This is a genomic window from Methanomicrobiales archaeon (genome assembly GCA_030019205.1).
Lineage (GTDB): Archaea > Halobacteriota > Methanomicrobia > Methanomicrobiales > JACTUA01 > JASEFH01.
The window spans coordinates 1-17,809 of the sequence record JASEFH010000017.1 but is presented as its reverse complement, the minus strand read 5'-3'; the positions used below and the strand labels follow the sequence as shown (position 1 = coordinate 17,809).

Genomic DNA, 17,809 nt, shown 5'->3' with positions numbered 1-17,809 from the left:
GTATCGTAGTGCGTTGCACAGGTGTTTCGCCCGGGGAGTTATAAATATTACCAAAAATTAATAAAAATGCATTAATATTAATTGATGGAATAAAGAACGAAAAATATACATTTTTTTTCCGATGTGCGTATTCCGCACCTATTCCATAACCGAAACGCATATCTGGATCCCGTGCGGCCCGCCGATCCCGGTGCGGCGGTGCGCACGATGGCGCAATCGCCGTTGCCGACGGGCCCGGACGTGCTGGAAGAGGCTGTACCTCCCCCGCTCCACCGGAGGGCGGCCCGGACCCCCTCCGCCACTGCCCCGCGGGAACCGTGCCCGCACCGGCAGAGACGCGTCGTACAGAGACCGTGCACGGGCGGGGAGAGGTACGTTCATCCCCGCCCCGCATATCCGCAAGCATTTTTCCCCATCGCGGTCCAGGGTTATCCGGCATGAGCAGAACGACCATTCAGGAGGTGGGGCGGCGCCTGGCGTCGGCGTTCCGCCTCACCGCAAAACCCCTCTGCATCTACGGCTCCGGGAACGTGCCCGAAGGGGCCGTGCACCTCTCCCGCGTGCACCGCTGCATCGCGGCGGCGATGTACCGGATGGCGACCGCCGCCGATATCCCCGCCGTCTACCTGGGCGGCGAGGAGCGGGAGGGGTGCTGTCCCGGCGGGATCACCCACATGGGCTACGGCGAGGCTCCGGAATACATCCGCTACTTCGTCTCCACGGGGAGGGCGGACATCCGCGGCGGGGCGGCGGAATACCTCAAGGAGAGCCCCGAACTGGTCGACAGGAACTTCCGGGCAGTGGGAACGATCACGCCGCCGGGGAAGTACACCGTGATCCAGCACTGCGAGGCGCTCGGAGAACGGCACCCCGGCATCCGCTCCCTCTGCTGCTTCGGGGACGCCCAGACGATCCGCAACCTGGCGGCGCTGGCGCACTTCGACCGCGAGGACCTCTTCTCCCCCGTGATCGTCCCCTGGGGCCCGTCGTGCGCCACCCTCGTCACCTACCCCGCCGGCATGGCGGAGAAGGCGCCGAAGGAGACCGTCTTCCTGGGTCCGCAGGATCCCACCACCAACTGGGCGATCCCGCCCGACTACCTGGCGATCGGCATCCCCATTCTCACGGCGCTGCGCATGGCCGCGAACATCGACCGCTCGTTCATCGGGAAGCGGCCTCATGTGGCGTTTCCCGAGCGGCGGTGATCCCCGATCCGCCGTCAGGAGAACCGCCGGGGAAGGCCGCCGGCGATAAGGGCCAGGATAGGCCCGATAACGAGCCCGGCCCACGAGAGGAGTCCCAGGAGCCCGGCGACCGCCAGATACACCCGCTCCCGGGCGCAGGAACGGGGCCGCTCCTTCCGGGCGAGGCGGAGGACGGCAGCACCCAGCAGGATGGGAACTGCCGCAAAGACGAGAGTGAGCAGGGCTGAACCCGCGAAGCCGGTGCGGGAGAGGGCAATCCCCATCTGGAGAAGCGTCATACCGCCCGTCCCGATGTAGAGCAGCCCGGCCAGCCCCGCCAGGAGGGAGAAGGGGGTGAGACCTCCCCGCCGCCGCACCAGGGCGAACCCGATGCCCCCCAGGAGGACCAGGATCAGGGGCGAGAGGATGAGCCAGAGGGGCTGGCCCTCCCAGAGGTGAATGCGGATCTGGTCGAACGGGATCGACAGCCACTCGAGGGGCGTGAACTCCTCGCGGTATCCCACGGCAAGGCTGTACTCCCCGCTCCCGCCGGGGTTGAGAACGACTGCGTAGTAGGTGCCGGGAACTTCGATCTCCCGCGAGAAGGCGGCCGCCTCGTAGATGGCGGAGGGGGTGAAGGGTTCGTACTCCGCCTGCTCCGGGGAAACTCCCCGCACGACGACCGCCCCGTAGCCGGGCGGAACCTCCACGGAGGAGGGCACGCTTCCGGAGGACTCGATGCCGGGGCCCATGACCACGAGATCGGGAGCATCGACCCCGGCACGCGGCACCATCAGCGAGAGGCGGAGCTCCTCGCCGCCCTCCATCGCGAGGGCGTAGTACTGCGCCTCGCTGCCCTCGTGCAGTCGAGCGTAGATCGCGTAGGATCGGGTCGGATCGCTGATCCGTGTCGCAGACGCCAGGCTCCCGTTGTCCCCCGCCTCCAGGGGCACGTGAGCCGGGGCGGGCGACACGAGGACGGCAAGGACGGCCAGGAGAACGATCACCTGCCGGCAGCGCATGGATGCCCATCCCTCCGCCCTTCTGATAATCGTTTCTGCCGCCCGGGCAGGGACCGGGGGTGAAGTATAATGTGCCGTCCGCGCCAACACCTTCCGGAGTATGCAGCGTGAAGACATGCCGCGCCTCCCGCCGCACGGTTCCGGGAACGCGGTGGCGATCGTCTCCGGGGGTCTGGACAGCACCACGCTCCTCTACGATCTGGTGCGGCGGGGCTACGAGGTCCACGCCGTCACCTTCGACTACGGCCAGAAGCACCGCCGCGAGATCGCATGCGCGGAGAGGACGTGCCGGAGGCTGCACGTGCCCCACCGCGTGCTCGACCTCCCTCTCCTGAACGAACTCGCCCCCTCGGCCCTGACGCGGGCGGAGCGGGCGGTGCCGTCGGGCCACTACGCCGAGGACGTGATGCGGCAGACGGTCGTCCCGAACCGCAACATGGTCTTCCTCTCCCTGGCGGGAGCCTACGCGATCGGGATCGGGGCACGGCGCCTCTTCTACGGAGCCCACGCGGGCGACCACCCCATCTACCCGGACTGCCGCCCGGTCTTCGTGACCGCCATGCAGACCGCCTTTCACCTGGCGGACTGGAGCGACCTGATCCTGGAGGCCCCCTACCTCTACCTCACCAAGGGGGACATCGTGCGGATCGGCCTCGAACTCGGCGTGGACTACGCCGACACCTGGACCTGCTACCGCGGGGAGGAACTCGCCTGCGGACGGTGCGGAGCCTGCGTCGAGCGGCTGGAGGCCTTCCGCGACGCCGGAGCCCGGGACCCCCTGCCGTACGGGGCGGACTGACGGCTTTTAGCTCAACCTGTAGTGTTTGCGGATGAAGTTCCGCACGTTCTCCGACTCGATCCAGCCCTTGTCGAGACGGGTGATCAGGTCGTCGATGATGGCGCACTGCTCCACGATCTGCTTCCCGTGCTCCGTCTCGTCCATGTCCGCCAGGGCGACGATCACCGCCAGGGGGTTGCGGATGTGATCGCCCAGGATCGCCAGCTGGCTGATGTTCTTCTCGATCTGCTCGAAGGCCTTCTTCTCCACGTGCTCGTTCAGCTTCTGCTCCGTGATGTCCCGCGCGATGGAAAGGATCACCGGGCGGTTGGCCAGGCTGAAGACGTGAGAGCTGATCTCCGTCGGAATCTGCACGCCTCCCCGCGAGACGAGCGTTATCTCGAACGTGATCGCCTTCCCCGAACGGAGATCCTGGAGCAGTTCAGGGTGCCGGTCGATGAACTCCCGAAGACCGATGTCCGCCGGCGTCATCTCCAGGAACTCCTCCCTCGAGTATCCGAGCCGCGTGCAGGCGAGATCGTTCACCTCGATGAACCTCCCCGGCATCCCGTCCGGAGTGAGCTCGTTCAGGACGATCGCATCGTTGGCGTTGTGGAAGACCGCCCGGAACTTCTCCTCGCTGGTGCGGAGCGCCTCCTCCGCCACCTTCCGCTCGGTGATGTCCCGGAGAGAGACGAGGTCGGCGGTGGATCCCCGGAACCGGATCCGGGTCCCGAGGGACTCCACCCAGCGGATCCTGCCATCCGCCGTCAGAATCCGGTATTCCGCCAGGAATCCGCCCCGGCCCTGGCTCACCAGGGCGAGATCGCGGGCGACCGCTCCGCGGCTCTCCGGCGCCAGAAACTCCATCACACTGCGCCCCACGCTCTCCTCGGAAGACGTCAGCCCCACGAGCCGGATCGCCGCACGGTTGGCGAAGAGCACGGTGCCCGACCAGTCGATGATCAGCGTGGCGTCCACCATGCTGTCCACCAGGGTGCGGAAGAGCTCCTCGCTCTCCCGGAGCGCCTCCTCCGCCTTCTTCTGCTCGGTGACGTCCCGAACGGCCTCGATGGCGCCCGCCAGGTTGCCGCGCTGGTCGTAGAGGGGCGACGCCTTCGCCTAGACATAGGCTCCCCGCCCTCCGCAGATCGAGGGCACGAAGGTCTCGGCGAAGAGGGTCTCCCCGTCTCTCCGGAGGGACTGGTACTGCGATGCGACCTCCGCATCCCCCCGCCCGATCATGTCGATCAGGATCGGGCGTTTGGACCCGTAGAACGGCACCGCGTAGGCGTAATCCCCCTGCCCCAGGATCTCCGCCTTGGAGACACCGGTCATCCGTTCGATCGCCTTGTTCCAGGCGATCACCCGGCGGTCCCGGTCGATCACGAAGGTGGCATCGGGCAGGAAATCGATGATATCGGCCAGCTGCTGCCGCGACGCCCGTGCAACCTCCTCGACCCGCTTCCGCTCCGTGATATCCCGGACGAACGCGAACAGGTAATCGTTCCCCTCGAGGTTGAGGTAGTTGGCCGTGATCTCCACGGGGTAGACGGTTCCGTTCTTTCGGCGGTGCCTCCCCTCGAAGACGAGGGATCCCTTCTCCGCCAGCTCCCGGATGAGGGCCGACCAGGCATCGGCGGAATACGACGGATCGATGTCCGCAATCGTCATCCCCAGGAGGTCCCCGCGGTCGTATCCCAGCGCCCGGCAGGCAGCGTGGTTCACCGCCAGGAACCGCCCATCCCGATCCATCCAGAAGAGCTCGTCGGAGGCGTGGTCGACGGCGAACTGGGTGACCTGCAGGGAGACCTCCATCCGCCGCCTCTGCACCGCCTGGAGGATCATGTGGCGGAGCTCCGCGAACTGCAACTTCGGGTTGCCGCCCTTCTGGAGATAGAAGGACGCCCCGTGGTTCAGCGCCTCGATCACCACCTCCTCCCTCCCTCTCCCCGTGAAGAGGATGAACGGGGTCTTGTCCCCCCGGGCGCGGAGGGTCTTGAGGAGATCGATCCCGTCGACGCCGGCCATGTGGTAGTCCGAGACGATCGCATCGTAGCGGCGGGTCTTCAGCATCTCGAGGGCATGGATGCCGGATGGCGCGGTATCCACCTGCATGTCCCCCTCCCGCTCCAGGTAGATGCGGGCGACTTCGAGCAGGCCGCTCTCCTCGTCGACGCAGAGAACCGAGATCATGCCTTCCTCTCCAGCGGTGCAATCTCACCTTCGCTCTGCCGGGCCGCAGGAGCGAACCGGTAGTTACCCCGGGGTACGAAGATCTCGAACCGGGCTCCCTTCCCGTGATCGCCGTTCTCGCGGATGGTCATACCGGTGAGGGCCAGGATCTCGCGGATCAGGAAGAGCCCGAACCCGGTGTTCCTGCCGTAGCCCCGCCGGAAGATCAGCTCCTTCTCGATGTCCAGGATGCCCTCCCCGTTGTCCTCGTAGATCAGGAAGAGCCCGTCCGCGGAGATCTGGTGGTAGATCCGCACCTCGGTCGCCCGCTTGCCGTGGCGGAGGGTGTTGTCCATCAGGTTGTAGAAGACCTTCTCGAAGAGGGGGTCCGCGTAGACCTCCAGCCCGTCCGTCGCGATGGCGACCCGGATCCCGCCCTGGTCCAGCGCCGGAACGGCCTGGAGCGCCACGTCACGCACCATCTGCCACTCGGGCTCGCGGAGACCCATGTTCTGGTAGTCCCGGGTGAACTGGAGGAGGGTCTCCATCTTGCCGGTCACCCCCCCGGCGCTGGCGAGGTACTTCCGCACCGTCTCCTCCCGGGCAGTCTCCTCGGCGAGCCCGATGTAGCCCTGCACGGCGGTCAGCTGGTTCAGGAGATCGTGGCGGGTGACGGACCCGAGCAGGTTCAGCTTCTCGTTCGCCCGGCGGAGGGCATCGGAAGCCTGCCGCCGGTCCGTGATGTCCAGCGCGGTGCCCACGACGGCGGTCCGCCCCTCGTAGGAGATCCGGGAGCCGTGAACCTCCAGGAGGATGATCTCCTGCTCCCGGGTGCGGCAGCGGCACTCGTAGCGGACGGCCTCGAGCTCGCCCGCAATCCGCCCCTCGAGGGTCGCCTCCACCATCGGCCAGTCCTCGGGGACCACCAGATCCCGCAGCCCGATACAGTCGATCATCTCCTCGGGACGGTAACCGCAGATCTCCGCGAACCGGGGATTGACGTAGCGGAAGAGGCCGTCCTGGATCAGGTAGACGCCTGCAAGCGAGCGTTCTACGATGCTGCGGTACTTGATCTCCGACTCCAGGAGCGCCTGCTCGATCCGCTTCCGCTCCGTGATGTCCACGAAGGAGCAGACGAGCTGGCGATCCGCGGTGGGCGCGAGGGACATCAGGGCCCAGCGAATCTCCCCCTTCCGGTTCTTCAGGCACACCTCGGAGTCGATCACGGTGTACCGGCTGGTGACCCGGGTGAGGAACGGGCCGTTCTCCACCTCCGGCCAGATGACGGCCACATCCTTCCCCGCCAGTTCGCCGGGTTCGTAGTTCAGGAGAGCGGAGCATTGGCGGTTCGCCTCCGCAATGGTCCGGGAGGGGAGATCGATCGTGAAGATCCCGGCCTGCGAGTTCTCGAAGATCCCGCGGAACCGCCTCTCCTCGCGCTTCATGCCCTCGGAGAGAGAGGACATCACCACGCCCACGGAGACAAAGACGTAGAACCAGGCCGTGCTGATGGTGAGCAGCGCCAGGTTGAAGAGCCCGAAGGCGTAGACGAGCGCCATGTACACCCCGCCCAGGAGGATCGAGCAGAGGACGCCGCGGTGCGGGAAGGCGAAGGTGACCATGACGATGGGGATCAGGTAGAGGTAGGGGAAGACGTCGTAGACCCCCCGGGAGAGGCTGACAACGGTGATCCCGACCGTTGCCAGCGATGTGAGCACGATCAGGACGATCCAGGCCGTATCGGAGTGCGGGCGCGCGAGCATACAACAACCAGACAGGATTAATAAGATCAATCGATGTAAGTATTTAAATATTTTTATTTTAACATTTTCTGATATAGAAATTTTTTTTGTAAATTATAGGAGTTATGAGTCATAAATCCCAATAGATAATGTCATCTCCCGTATTTCTGTGCGCCGCGTTCCCGGCAGTGCGATCCTCGCTCGTTCCCGACGGCAGAATGCTCCGATTCGCGCAGGCAACCGAATTTTAATATATAAAAATATATGCATAAAATAGATTACCGCTCGCGCATATATACTGTTCACATCATGGATTCAGCAGCAGCAGAGCCAATCGGGATGATCGGCGGGGCGGCGGCCGCCGGCACGCTGCCGGAGCCGTCTGTCGAAGCGGATCCCTCCCCGCCTGCGGACGCGGATCTGCTCGACGCCTACTCGAAGGCGGTCGTCGGCGTGGTGAACGCCGTCGGGCCGGCGGTCGTGAACATCCTCGTGGGGAAGCGGATGCCGGGCTACCGCTCCGAGCAGGTCGGCGCCGGCTCGGGCGTGATCGTCTCGGCCGACGGACGGATCCTGACAAACGACCACGTGGTCCACGGTGCGACCGCGCTCGAGGTGCGGATGGCCGACGGGACGACCATCCCGACGCGGCTCGTCGGCACGGATCCGGCGACGGACCTGGCGGTCCTGCAGGCCGAGGCGACCGATCTGCCCCATGCACCCCTGGGAGACTCGGACGCCCTGTCCGTGGGGCAGCTCGCCATCGCCATCGGGAACCCCTTCGGGTTCCAGTCCACCGTCTCCACCGGCGTGCTGAGCGCCCTCGGGCGGGCCCTCCGCAGCCGGGACGGGCGGCGGATCGAGAACATCATCCAGCACACGGCCCCCCTCAACCCGGGGAACTCCGGGGGTCCCCTCGTGGACTCCCGCGGGCGGATCATCGGCATCAACACCGCCATCATCGCGATGGCGCAGGGGATCGGGTTCGCCATCCCCGTGAATACGGCCCGCTTCGTGCTCGACCAGGTCCTGGCCCACGGGCGGGTGCGGCGGGGCTACCTGGGGATCACCGCGCAGAGCCGCCCCCTCGATCCCCGCCTCTCCCGCTTCCACCGCCTGGAGAGCCGGCATGCCGTCGAGGTGGCCGCCGTGGACCGCCAGAGCCCGGCGGGAAGGGGCGGCATCCGGGAGGGCGACCTGATCGTCGGGATCGAGAGCGAATGCGTGCAGAGCGTGGACGACCTGCACCGCCACCTGGCGGAGTGCGCCATCGGCAAACCGCTGCACCTGGACGTCATCCGCGGCGTCCAGAGGCTGCGGATCACCGTCGTCCCGAGCGAGGCCGCCCCGAGCCTCTGATCAGCGCAGCCTTCCGATGTGGAAGGCCTTCCCCCGGTACTCCCCCACCCCGTAGTAGCCCCGGACGCCGGGGTCGAATACCAGGGGCATCACCTTTTTCATGTCCGGGAACCCCGTACCGGTCAGCACCGCCTCCTCCGCCTTGACGTCCAGGATCTCCCCGATGAACAGGGTGTGCAGCCCGACCTCCACGATGTCGCGCAGGCGGCACTCGAGGACGATGGGGAACTCTCCCACGTAGGGGGCATCCACGCGGTCCCCCCGCACCTCCGTCAGCCCCGTGGCGGCGAACTTGTCCCGGTCACGCCCGCTGGCGATCCCGAAGTAGTCCACCTCCCGGACGTGATCCTCCGACGGTATGCTGATCGTAAACGCCCGGCTCTCGACGATGTTCCCGTAGGTGTGGGTCGCCTTCCGCAGCGCGACCGCGATGCAGGGCGGATCGGAACTGCAGATCCCGCCCCAGGCCGCCGTCATGACGTTGGGCCTCCCCCCCGGATCGTACGTCCCCACCACCAGGACGGGCGTGGGGTAGAGCAGAGCTTTTGCACCCAGCGACTTCTTCATGGCTCCTCCTCTTCACCCCGATATGGAGGTTCCGGCATAAGAGGTTGCCGGAACCGCACGGAGCGCCCCCGGCGGGATCCGCACGCCTGCCCGAGGAGACAGAGTTCAGGCCGCCGTCCGCTCCGCTGACGGTGCGCTGCCCCCGTTGTCGCTTGGGACCTTCTCCTCCCGCCCCTCCTCCGCCATCCGCCCGAGCGACACCAGCCCGGCGGTCGTTCCCAGGTTCATGGTGTCGAGCACGGAGGCGGGGACGATGATCAGGGCGCCCCGCTCTTTCAGGCCCTCGTACAGCATGTTCATCGCCCGCAGGTGGAGGGCGGTGGGGTTGTCGCGGTAGGTGCGGGCCGCCTCCTCGAACTTCTGGGCCACCTGGCGCTCGGAGTCCCCCAGGATCACCCGTGCCTGGCGCTCCCGCTCGGCCTGGGCCTGCATGGACATCGCGTCCTGGAGTTCGGTCGGGATGAGAATGTCGCGGATCTCGACAGAGCTGATGTGCACGCCCCACTGCTCGGTGCGCAGGTCGATGATCGTCTGGAGCTCGGCGTCCAGCTTCTCCCGGGCCTCCAGCATATCCGAGAGGAGCGATTTGCCGATGACCTCGCGGAGCGCCGTCTGGGAGGCCCAGCTGATCGCCGAGCGGTAGTCCTCCACCTCGAGAGCCGCCTTCTGGGGGTTCACCACCTTCCAGAAGAGCACCGCCTCCACGTCCACGGGAACGGTGTCGCGGGTCAGGGTCTTCTCCGCCCGGAACGAGGTGGTGATCACCCGCAGGTCGATCCAGTAGGGGACGGTCTCCAGCAGCGGTACGATGAAGAAGGGTCCCGGACCCTTCAGCCCCTTGAACCGCCCCAGGCGGAGAACGACCGCCTTCTCCCACTGTTCCGCCACGCGGAACGACATGGCGGCGAGCAGCCCGACGGCGGCAGAGATCGCGGCAGCCCAGAGGAACGCGAGCGCACCCGTCTCCAGCAGACCGGAGATCGCGAACCAGGCACCCGGCAGGAAGATCAGGAAGAAGATCAGGAACTGCAGCGCATTGGGTTGTTTCATGCAAGTGCCTATCCATCCCGGCACGATATACTTTTGGATGAAGCGCCCGGCTCCAGATCTTCGCCCCGGATCGTTTCGCAAGGCTCCTATAGACCAGGGATTCAGTACAGACCGTATGCAGAGATGGGGCATCCTCGCCCTGCTGGCGGCGCTCGCCCTCACCGGCGGATGCACGGAACCCCTCCCCCCGGGTTCGATCGCGGTCGCCTCGGACCCTGCCGGGGCGGACGTCTACCTCGACGGACTCCTGCGGGGAGAGACGCCGCTCCTCCTGGAGGGCGTAGCCGCGGGCGAACATGCCCTCGAGCTCCGCCATGGCGGCTTCGGCGCCTGGTCGGATACGGTCAGCGTGCTCCCTCTCGTCCACCTCCCGGTGCAGGCCAACCTCTCCCCCATCGTCGTGAACCGCCCACCGGATCCGGGCCCATCGGACCCGTCGGCCACACCTGCACCGCCGGACGGCGGCTCCCGCCATACCCGCACCTACCGCTGGGAGTACGGAGGGAGGGAGTCGACATTCACCCTCTCCCTCCCGCAAGCCGTATACGACTATTACCGCAGCCGCCCCCACGACCGGGAACGGGATTACGCCCAGTATGCGCTCTCGGAGTACGATCGGCCATACCTGCAGGGGATCGTGCAGAAGTTCCGGGAGAGCGGCGAGGACCGCTCGGAGCGGGAGGTCGTCGAACACCTGATCTCCTTTGTCCAGTCGCTTCCCTACACCTCGGACAACCTGACCACCGGCTATGACGAGTACCCCCGCTACCCGCTGGAGACGCTGGTGGACAACGGGGGAGACTGCGAGGATACCGCCATCCTCGCGGCGGCGCTCCTGAACGAGATGGGCTACGGCGCGGTCCTGCTCCAGCTCCCCGACCACATGGCCGTCGGCGTGGCCTGCCCGGAGCCCCCCGCCGGCACCTGCTACGAGTTCGAGGGGTCCCGGTACTGCTACCTGGAGACCACCGGCCGCGGCTGGACGATCGGGGAGGTGCCTCCCGACTTCCAGGCGGGATCCCGGACCGCCATCGTCCACCCCATGGTGCGGGCTCCAAGGATCGACCTGCAGTTCACGGCGGAGCTGGAGCGCACCGATCTCCGCTTCGCGTACTACCGGGTCCGCTGCGAGATCGAGAATCTCGGGCCGGGGGCGGCAGCCGGTCTGAAGGTGCATCTCGCCGCCCTCGCCCTCGCGCAGGGGGAGGGGATGGTCTGGCCCCCCGACTGCACGCTCGATCTCGGGGACTATCCCGAGGGCGCCCGGGGGAGGGCCGAAGCGACTCTGAAGATCCCGCGAGGGGAGACCGCCCGGATCCGCTGCGTGGTCTACGGCGACAACTTCCAGCCCGCCGAAGCCCTGTCGGATCCCTTCACTGCCTGAGGGGATTCCCCCCCCAGAACCTGACTCGCGGCATTCCGCCCCACCCGGCACCGGAGGGCTCAAGAGGGCGCATTTCTGAAGATATGCCCGGATCCACCCGAAGATGAGGAAAGGTTTTTAAGGATGGTCGGAGTCCAGTATCCGGAGGTGAAACGGTGAAGAGACTCTACCGATCGATCGACGACAGGATCATCGCCGGTGTCGCGGGGGGCATCGGAGAGTACTACGAGATCGACCCGACGCTCATCCGCCTGGCATGGGTCGTTCTGACGGTGATCACGGGCTTTATCCCGGGCATCGTGGCATACATCCTCGCCTGGCTGATCGTCCCCGAAGAGGGGGAGGCCCCGGGCGTGATCGAAGCGGAAGCGGAGGTCGTGGAGAAGGGGACCTGAATCCCTCCCGTCCCGGGGGCGGACTGCGGGTCCGGGCGTGTGCTGCCTTCTTATAGGATGAAAGGATACCCTGAAAGGACCATGTACCAGCTGATGCGCCAGTACTGGGACGGCCCCATCCCGGAACCGGACCTTCGCACGACGGAGGACATGCGCAGCGTGCTGGCGGAGCCGGAGTGCGATGCCCTCGGCAAGCCCCTCTACTACATGTACCGCGACCTGGCGCGGACCGACGCCGACCGGCTCTGGCTGGAAGCGCACAGCATCCGCTACGACATGACGATCATCCCGCCGGCCGCGCTCTGCGGCGAGCACGTCAAGACGAAGGGGCACCATCACCCGCAGAACGAGGCGGGCACGGAGTATCCCGAACTCTACCAGGTGCTCGCGGGGGAGGCGCACTTCCTCCTCCAGCACCGCGATCTCACGGATCTGGTGGTCGTGAACGCCCGGGCCGGCGAGGGGGTGCTGGTGCCGCCGGGATACGGCCACGTGACCATCAACCCCGGGAGCGAGGCGATCGTCATGGCAAACCTGGTCTCGTCACGGTTCGCCAGCGACTACGACTTCTTCGAGCGGATGCAGGGGGCGGCCTACTACGCGTGCGCCGGCGGCGAGTGGCGGAAGAACCCGCGGTACGGGGTGGTGCCGGCGCTCCGCTTCGCCAGCCCGCCCGCGATGCCCGATCTCTGCGGCGGCGGCAGCATCTACCGCCTGGTGGGCTGCGAAGAATGCCTGGACTTCCTGAACCACCCGGAACGCCACCGGGAGCAGCTGGGCGCCCCGGTGTGACGGGTCGGAGGCGGGATCAGCGCTCCGACCCGGCGTTCCGTGCGGGAACCCGCGCGGGTCTGGCCTCGCCTGCGGGCTGCGGGGGAACGTAGCAGGCCTCTGCGCCCAGCAGGAGCGAGGGGTAATATTTCCGCACGTAATCTTTGATCATCCGCCGGGCCGAGAACTGCGGAGCGACGCTCCGTATCGACTCTTTCATCATCTCGACCCAGGCGTGGGGGATCCCGTCGAGCTCCCGGCTGTAGTAGAGCGGGATCACCTGGTTCTCCAGGACATCGTAGAGCGACTGCGCGTCCGCCTCGTCCCGCTTCTCCGGGGGCGTGCCCTCCTCCGCGCCGAAGGTCCATCCGTTCCGCCCGTTGTAGCCCTCCGCCCACCAGCCGTCCAGGATACTCAGGTTCAGGGCGCCGTTCATGCCGGCCTTCATGCCGCTCGTCCCGGAGGCCTCCATCGGGGGAATGGGGTTGTTCAGCCAGACGTCCACGCCCTGAACCAGCCAGTGCGCGATCTGCTCGCCGTAGTCCTCGATGAAGGCCACCCTTCCGCCGAAGTCCGGATTCTCGGCGTGCATGTAGATGCCGCGGAGCACCGCCTTGCCCTCCTCGTCGGCAGGGTGGGCCTTGCCCGCGTAGACGATCTGGACCGGCGCCCAGGGGTTGTTCACGATGGACCTGATCCGCTCCATATCGGAGAAGATCAGGTCGGGGCGCTTGTAGGTGGCAAACCGCCGCGCGAACCCGATGGTGAGTATGTCCGGGTTCAGCATCAGCCCGCCGGCGGCCAGGTTGACCGGTTCGTCCCGCCGCTTCTCCCAGGTCATCCTCTTTGCCTCGCGGATGTGGTTGATCATCTGCGTCTTCAGCCGCAGGTGCGTGTACCAGAGCTCGGCCGCCGGGATATCCCGGATGAAGTCCCAGACGGCGGGATTGTCGTGGCCCGTCTGCCAGTGCGGGAATACCGGGGAGAGGTACTTGTCGATCACCTTCTCCATCGCCGGCGCCAGCCAGGTCGGCATGTGCACGCCGTTCGTGATCGCGTCGATGGGGACCTGATCGACGGGGCGATCCGGCCAGAGGTGACGCCACATCTCCCGTGCCACGCGGGCGTTGATGACGCTCACCGCGTTGTGGTAGCGGGACGCCTGGAGGGCGAGCGCGGTCATCACGAACCCGTCCATCGTGTTCCCGGGGGGGTTTCCCAGCGCGAGGAAGGTGTCCCAGTCGATCCCGAGCTTCGGGTAGTAGGTCCCGAAGTACTTCTCCATCAGATCGAAGGGGAAGTAGTCGTGCCCGGCGGGCACCGGGGTGTGGGTGGTGAAGACCGAGGTCCCCCGCACCTGCTCCAGCGCCTGCTTGAACTCGACGCCGCTCTCCACCCTCTCCCGGATCCGCTCCAGCAGGGCGAATGCGGAGTGCCCCTCGTTCAGGTGCACGGCGTGGTAGTCCACGCCCAGCGTGTGCAGCACCTTGCGCCCGCCGATCCCCAGGATGATCTCCTGCCGCAGCCGCATCTCCTTGTCCGCCGTGTAGAGGCGCGAGGAGATGGGGCGGTTCCAGGGATCGTTCTCCTCGATGTTGGTGTCCAGCAGGTAGAGGGGGACCTTGCCCACGTCGACCTTCCAGACCGCGACGTGGATGGGCGGTTCGAAGTAGGGCACCCGCACGATCAGCTGCCTGCCGTGCTCGTCCCGCACCCGGCTGACCGGAGCGTTGTCCCGCTCGATGGGCTCGCAGATGTTCTCCTGCCAGCCCTCCGCGTTGATGTGCTGGGCGAGGTAACCCTGCCCGTACATGAACCCGACGCCCACCAGCGGCACCCCGAGATCGCTGCACTCCTTCAGGTGGTCGCCCGCCAGGATGCCGAGCCCCCCCGAGTAGAAGGGGAGGGAGTGGTGCAGCCCGTACTCGGCCGAGAAGTAGGCGATGGTGAGGAGCTGCTGGGCGGGGAACTGTTCGGCGAACCAGCGGCTCCGCCGCTCCATGTAGCCCCTCCAGCGGTACATGAGGATGTCGTAGTAGTGGAGATAGTTCGGGTCCTTTGCCGCCTTCTCCAGGAAATACCGCGGGGTGATCCGCAGCATCATCACCGGGTTGTCGTTGGTGACCCGCCACCCCTGCGGATTCAGGAGCCGGAAGAGGTTCCGCGCCTGCGGATGCCAGCTCCACCAGAGGTTGTAGGCCAGGTCGATCAGGCCCGCGATCCGCTCCGGCACCCGCTCATGCAGCTCTTTTCGTACCTCGTCCATGATTCTCTGCATAAGCTCCCTCCCCCTAATAACACCTTTGCGGGATTGCCGCCTCGCCTGCCGGCTCACCCGATCCGTCTGCAGAACTCCGTCATCTCCCGCAGCCGCTCCTTCGGGGCCGACGCCAGCTGTTCGGGCGTGAGGCGCCACCTCCAGTTCCCCGAGGTGGTCGCGGGGCGGTTGATGCGCGCCTCCGCGCCGAGCCCCAGGAGATCCTGCATGGGCAGGATCGCGGTGTTCGCAACCGACTGCATCGCCAGCCGCACGAGTTCCCCGCTGACCTCGTCCGCATCTATCTCCCGCCCGAGGTAGCGGAAGAGCCTCTCCCTGTCCTCCGGGGCCGCCTCCTGCTCGAACCAGCCCCGCGCGGTGTTGGTGTCGTGGGTCGAGGTGTAGACGATCAGGTTTCTGTCGTAGTTGTGGGGGATGAAGGGGTTCCGCGGGAGATCCTCGCCGAAGGCGAAGACGAGAACCCGCATGCCCGGGAAGCCGAAATGGTCGATGGTCTGCTGGATGTCGGGGGGGTTGGCGCCGGGATCCTCGACGATCAGCGGAAGGGAGGGGATGTCCTGCTCGAGAGCGCGGAAGAACTCCTCTCCCGGCCCGTCGACCCACTGCCCGTGCTCCGCGGTCGCATCTCCCGCCGGAACCTCCCAGTACTGGAAGAATCCCCGGAAGTGGTCGATGCGGACGTAGTCGTACATCTCCAGCGTGCGGCGGATCCGCTGCTTCCACCAGGCATAGCCCTCCTCCCGCATGGCGTCCCAGCGGTAGACCGGGCTGCCCCAGAGCTGGCCGGTGGCGCTGAAGATGTCAGGCGGCGTCCCGGAGACCCTGGTCATCCGTTTCTCCCCGTCGAGCTGGAAGAGGTGGGGGAGAGTCCAGACGTCGACGCTGTTGTAGCTGACGTAGATGGGGATATCCCCGACGATGTAGATGCCCCGGCGGTGGCAGTAGTCCTTCAGGTCGGTCCACTGCCTGTGGAAGACGAACTGCAGGAACTTCTCCTGCTCGATGCGGTCGCGCAGCTCCTCCCGCACGGCGGCGAGCGCCCCCGGCTCCCGGTCCCGGATCTCGGGGGGCCAGGCGGTCCAGGGCTGCTCCTCGTAGTGGGCGGTGAGCGCGGCGAACAGGGCGTAATCGTCGAGCCAGTAGGCGTTCCGGGCGCAGAACGACTGGAACTCGCAGGAGAGAGCGGAGGTGCGGAACTCCTCGTACGCGACATGGGAGATGTGCGCCTTGTGGGCGCAGACCGAGCCGTAGTCGATGCGGCTCTCGGGATACTCCGCCACGATCTCCAGGCTGCTCTGGTCCAGCAGCCCCTCCTGCACCATCCGCTCCGGGCTGATGAACAGGGTGTTGTAGGCGAACCCCGAGGGGCTGTCGTAGGGGGAGTTCCCGCAGGGCTCCCGGGTCGGGTTCAGGGGGAGGATCTGCCAGTAGGTCTGACCGCTTTCCTTGAGGAAATCTGCGAACCGGTACGCCCCGGATCCCAGATCCCCGATGCCGAACGGGGAGGGGAGGGAGGCGATATGCAAAAAGATACCGCTTCGTCGGGTCTTCATGATCGTTCTCCGTGTGTCCATGACGTGGCAGATACATAAGGGTATGGGCGGGAATCCCGGCGGCCGGCGGCGCTCCGATGCCTCAGTACTCCCCGCCGCCCGTGCCGGCGAGCACCGCCGCGCCCAGCAGGGGCGCCTCCCCCCGCAGCGGACTCACCCGGATCGCGGGAATGCGCAGGTAGCGGTCGATGTGCCTCTCCAGGCAGGGAACGATCAGGTCCGGGTTGTTCTGGACCACGGCGCCGTCGAGGACGATCACCTCCGGGTTGTAGGCGACGATCACGTTCGAGACGCCCCGTCCGTTGATCCGCCCGAGCTCCTCCATGAATCGGAGCGCCAGCGGATCGTCCCGCCGCGCCGCGTCGAAGATGGCCCGCGCCGTCTCCATCCCCGCGGGGGCGAATCCCTCGCCCCCGCACCAGGCCCGGAAGAAGGCCGGCAGGTTCCTCCCCGAGGCATACCCCTCCCAGTGGCCGCAGAGCCCGCAGCCGCAGCCCAGGTTGTAGCAGGTATCCACGATCAGGTGCCCCACCTCCGCCGCGTTGCCGTCCGCGCCGAGCAGCAGCCGCCCGTTCACGTATGCCCCGCCGCCGATGCCGGTGGAGATGGTGATGTAGACCACGTTGCGGCAGCCCCTTCCCGCCCCGAACCGCACCTCCCCGAGCACCCCGGCGCGGGCGTCGTTCACCAGCCGCACGGGCAGCCCGAAGTGCTCGGAGAGGGGGCGGACCAGCGGGACGCGGGAGTAGGGCATGTTGGGGGGGTTGACGATGGCGCCGCTCCGCAGGTCCACGGGTCCGGCGGTGCAGATCCCGATCCCCGCCACCGCCGCCAGCTCCCCTGCGTCCGCGATCGCATGGATCCGGGCGATCACATCGAGGGCGATCGCCATCGGGTCGGGATCCCCGACGGGGGTCCTCGCGGTCACCTTCTTCAGGACCTCCCCCTGCGGCGAGACCAGGGCCACGCGGGTGTTCGTCGCGCCGACGTCGACGGCTATGGCAGGCTGATTCATCTTCTTCCCTGCCGGGACGGATGGGCGGGGAGGCATAAAAATCCGACCGCTGCCGGCAGAGGGGTTCGGCGATCCCGCACCGGCTCTGCCGTTCGCCGGACGTTCGCGGAGGTGTGGGGGGATTATGCCCCTGCTCGTGGAGGGGAAAAACATGGTCTGCGCATTCTGCTTCTCCTGCTGGCCGGTTCTCCTGTCTCTGAAATGTCTCACCACAATACGGAAAGGAGGAGTTGGAAGGGACGGGCGCGTCCCCACCCGCGATATGAGGATCTAAAAAGGGGGACGGACCGGAACCGTTGCCAGCCCCTCCCCTGGTTTCCATATCTGTCGCACTCCAGCGGAGAGGGATCATCTCGCATCTCGCGAAGGCAACTCTGTCGTTCGATCCGGCCGGAGGTAGATTTTGAATTCCACCGGTCAGTGCAGGGGAACGATAGTGTGGGAATAGGTGTTCGCACAAGATATCCCGTATGTGGGACCGGATATTACAGGCCTATCGCATCAAGGAGGGAGGGGGCCTTTGAGGGGGAGGGGGC

General features: G+C 66.5%; 15 protein-coding genes. 6 read left to right on the top strand and 9 right to left on the bottom strand.

The annotated features are described in order from the left end of the window. Positions 1–437 precede the first annotated feature (437 nt). A complete protein-coding gene (locus QMC96_09520; GenBank protein ID MDI6876995.1) occupies positions 438–1,205 on the top strand; it encodes a DUF169 domain-containing protein in 768 nt (255 codons plus the stop codon). A 14-nt stretch (positions 1,206–1,219) separates the two neighbouring features. On the opposite strand, the gene QMC96_09515 is transcribed toward QMC96_09520, so the two are convergent. Beyond that, the gene (locus QMC96_09515) at positions 1,220–2,206 is read right to left on the bottom strand and encodes a hypothetical protein (protein ID MDI6876994.1); all 987 of its coding nucleotides are present in this window, start codon (positions 2,204–2,206) and stop codon (positions 1,220–1,222) included. Between the two features lie 100 nt (positions 2,207–2,306). Here QMC96_09515 and queC point away from each other — a divergent pair, with 100 nt between their 5' ends. Continuing rightward, positions 2,307–3,005 (top strand): 7-cyano-7-deazaguanine synthase QueC, encoded by a 699-nt coding sequence (queC, locus tag QMC96_09510; protein ID MDI6876993.1) that lies wholly within the window; start codon positions 2,307–2,309, stop codon positions 3,003–3,005. 6 nt (positions 3,006–3,011) lie between these two features. On the opposite strand, the gene QMC96_09505 is transcribed toward queC, so the two are convergent. From QMC96_09505 to QMC96_09495, 3 genes are read right to left on the bottom strand one after another with little or no spacing between them, the layout of a single operon-like run. Beyond that, positions 3,012–4,058, bottom strand: a complete 1,047-nt coding sequence (locus tag QMC96_09505; GenBank protein MDI6876992.1) for a PAS domain S-box protein — start codon at positions 4,056–4,058, stop codon at positions 3,012–3,014. Positions 4,059–4,106: 48 nt separating this feature from the next. Next, entirely contained in the window at positions 4,107–5,180 is a 1,074-nt protein-coding gene (locus tag QMC96_09500) for a PAS domain S-box protein (GenBank protein ID MDI6876991.1), read from the bottom strand. Further along, positions 5,177–6,922, bottom strand: a complete 1,746-nt coding sequence (locus QMC96_09495; protein ID MDI6876990.1) for a PAS domain S-box protein — start codon at positions 6,920–6,922, stop codon at positions 5,177–5,179. The genes QMC96_09500 and QMC96_09495 overlap by 4 nt, the downstream gene beginning before the upstream one ends. A 288-nt stretch (positions 6,923–7,210) precedes the next feature. On the opposite strand from QMC96_09495, the gene QMC96_09490 reads away from it, so the two are divergent. Beyond that, positions 7,211–8,260, top strand: coding sequence for a trypsin-like peptidase domain-containing protein (locus QMC96_09490; protein MDI6876989.1), 1,050 nt, complete (start codon positions 7,211–7,213; stop codon positions 8,258–8,260). Here QMC96_09490 and QMC96_09485 read toward each other — a convergent pair whose 3' ends face one another. Together QMC96_09485 and QMC96_09480 are read right to left on the bottom strand one after the other, a co-directional pair. Beyond that, complete coding sequence (locus QMC96_09485) at positions 8,261–8,827, bottom strand: flavin reductase family protein (GenBank protein MDI6876988.1); 567 nt, start codon at positions 8,825–8,827, stop codon at positions 8,261–8,263. It lies immediately after the preceding gene. Positions 8,828–8,932: 105 nt separating this feature from the next. Next, entirely contained in the window at positions 8,933–9,877 is a 945-nt protein-coding gene (locus tag QMC96_09480) for a slipin family protein (GenBank protein MDI6876987.1), read from the bottom strand. Between the two features lie 115 nt (positions 9,878–9,992). Between QMC96_09480 and QMC96_09475 the strand changes: the two genes are divergently transcribed. The 3 genes from QMC96_09475 to QMC96_09465 all read left to right on the top strand — a co-directional run bounded on the left by QMC96_09475 (position 9,993) and on the right by QMC96_09465 (position 12,448). Further along, a complete protein-coding gene (locus QMC96_09475; GenBank protein MDI6876986.1) occupies positions 9,993–11,261 on the top strand; it encodes a PEGA domain-containing protein in 1,269 nt (422 codons plus the stop codon). Positions 11,262–11,416: 155 nt separating this feature from the next. Next, a complete protein-coding gene (locus tag QMC96_09470; protein ID MDI6876985.1) occupies positions 11,417–11,656 on the top strand; it encodes a PspC domain-containing protein in 240 nt (79 codons plus the stop codon). 81 nt (positions 11,657–11,737) lie between these two features. After that, positions 11,738–12,448, top strand: coding sequence for a glucose-6-phosphate isomerase family protein (locus tag QMC96_09465; protein ID MDI6876984.1), 711 nt, complete (start codon positions 11,738–11,740; stop codon positions 12,446–12,448). A gap of 16 nt (positions 12,449–12,464) precedes the next feature. Here the strand turns inward: QMC96_09465 and glgP are convergent, their stop codons facing one another. The 3 genes from glgP to QMC96_09450 form a co-directional block, all read right to left on the bottom strand. Continuing rightward, complete coding sequence (glgP, locus tag QMC96_09460; protein MDI6876983.1) at positions 12,465–14,693, bottom strand: alpha-glucan family phosphorylase; 2,229 nt, start codon at positions 14,691–14,693, stop codon at positions 12,465–12,467. A 65-nt stretch (positions 14,694–14,758) separates the two neighbouring features. Then, the gene (gene malQ / locus QMC96_09455) at positions 14,759–16,279 is read right to left on the bottom strand and encodes a 4-alpha-glucanotransferase (GenBank protein ID MDI6876982.1); all 1,521 of its coding nucleotides are present in this window, start codon (positions 16,277–16,279) and stop codon (positions 14,759–14,761) included. Between the two features lie 61 nt (positions 16,280–16,340). Further along, positions 16,341–17,273: an ROK family protein gene (locus tag QMC96_09450; protein MDI6876981.1), complete on the bottom strand. Its 933-nt coding sequence runs from the start codon at positions 17,271–17,273 to the stop codon at positions 16,341–16,343. Positions 17,274–17,809: the final 536 nt, after the last annotated feature.

What these genes read in the sequence shown, in the direction of transcription:
- QMC96_09520 (MDI6876995.1), top strand. Translation starts at nt 438, where the DNA reads ATGAGCAGAACGACCATTCAGGAGGTGGGGCGGCGCCTGGCGTCGGCG.
- QMC96_09515 (MDI6876994.1), bottom strand. Translation starts at nt 2,206, where the DNA reads ATGCGCTGCCGGCAGGTGATCGTTCTCCTGGCCGTCCTTGCCGTCCTC.
- queC (MDI6876993.1), top strand. Translation starts at nt 2,307, where the DNA reads ATGCAGCGTGAAGACATGCCGCGCCTCCCGCCGCACGGTTCCGGGAAC.
- QMC96_09500 (MDI6876991.1), bottom strand. Translation starts at nt 5,180, where the DNA reads ATGATCTCGGTTCTCTGCGTCGACGAGGAGAGCGGCCTGCTCGAAGTC.
- QMC96_09495 (MDI6876990.1), bottom strand. Translation starts at nt 6,922, where the DNA reads ATGCTCGCGCGCCCGCACTCCGATACGGCCTGGATCGTCCTGATCGTG.
- QMC96_09490 (MDI6876989.1), top strand. Translation starts at nt 7,211, where the DNA reads ATGGATTCAGCAGCAGCAGAGCCAATCGGGATGATCGGCGGGGCGGCG.
- QMC96_09485 (MDI6876988.1), bottom strand. Translation starts at nt 8,827, where the DNA reads ATGAAGAAGTCGCTGGGTGCAAAAGCTCTGCTCTACCCCACGCCCGTC.
- QMC96_09480 (MDI6876987.1), bottom strand. Translation starts at nt 9,877, where the DNA reads ATGAAACAACCCAATGCGCTGCAGTTCCTGATCTTCTTCCTGATCTTC.
- QMC96_09475 (MDI6876986.1), top strand. Translation starts at nt 9,993, where the DNA reads ATGCAGAGATGGGGCATCCTCGCCCTGCTGGCGGCGCTCGCCCTCACC.
- QMC96_09465 (MDI6876984.1), top strand. Translation starts at nt 11,738, where the DNA reads ATGTACCAGCTGATGCGCCAGTACTGGGACGGCCCCATCCCGGAACCG.
- glgP (MDI6876983.1), bottom strand. Translation starts at nt 14,693, where the DNA reads ATGGACGAGGTACGAAAAGAGCTGCATGAGCGGGTGCCGGAGCGGATC.
- malQ (MDI6876982.1), bottom strand. Translation starts at nt 16,279, where the DNA reads ATGGACACACGGAGAACGATCATGAAGACCCGACGAAGCGGTATCTTT.
- QMC96_09450 (MDI6876981.1), bottom strand. Translation starts at nt 17,273, where the DNA reads ATGAATCAGCCTGCCATAGCCGTCGACGTCGGCGCGACGAACACCCGC.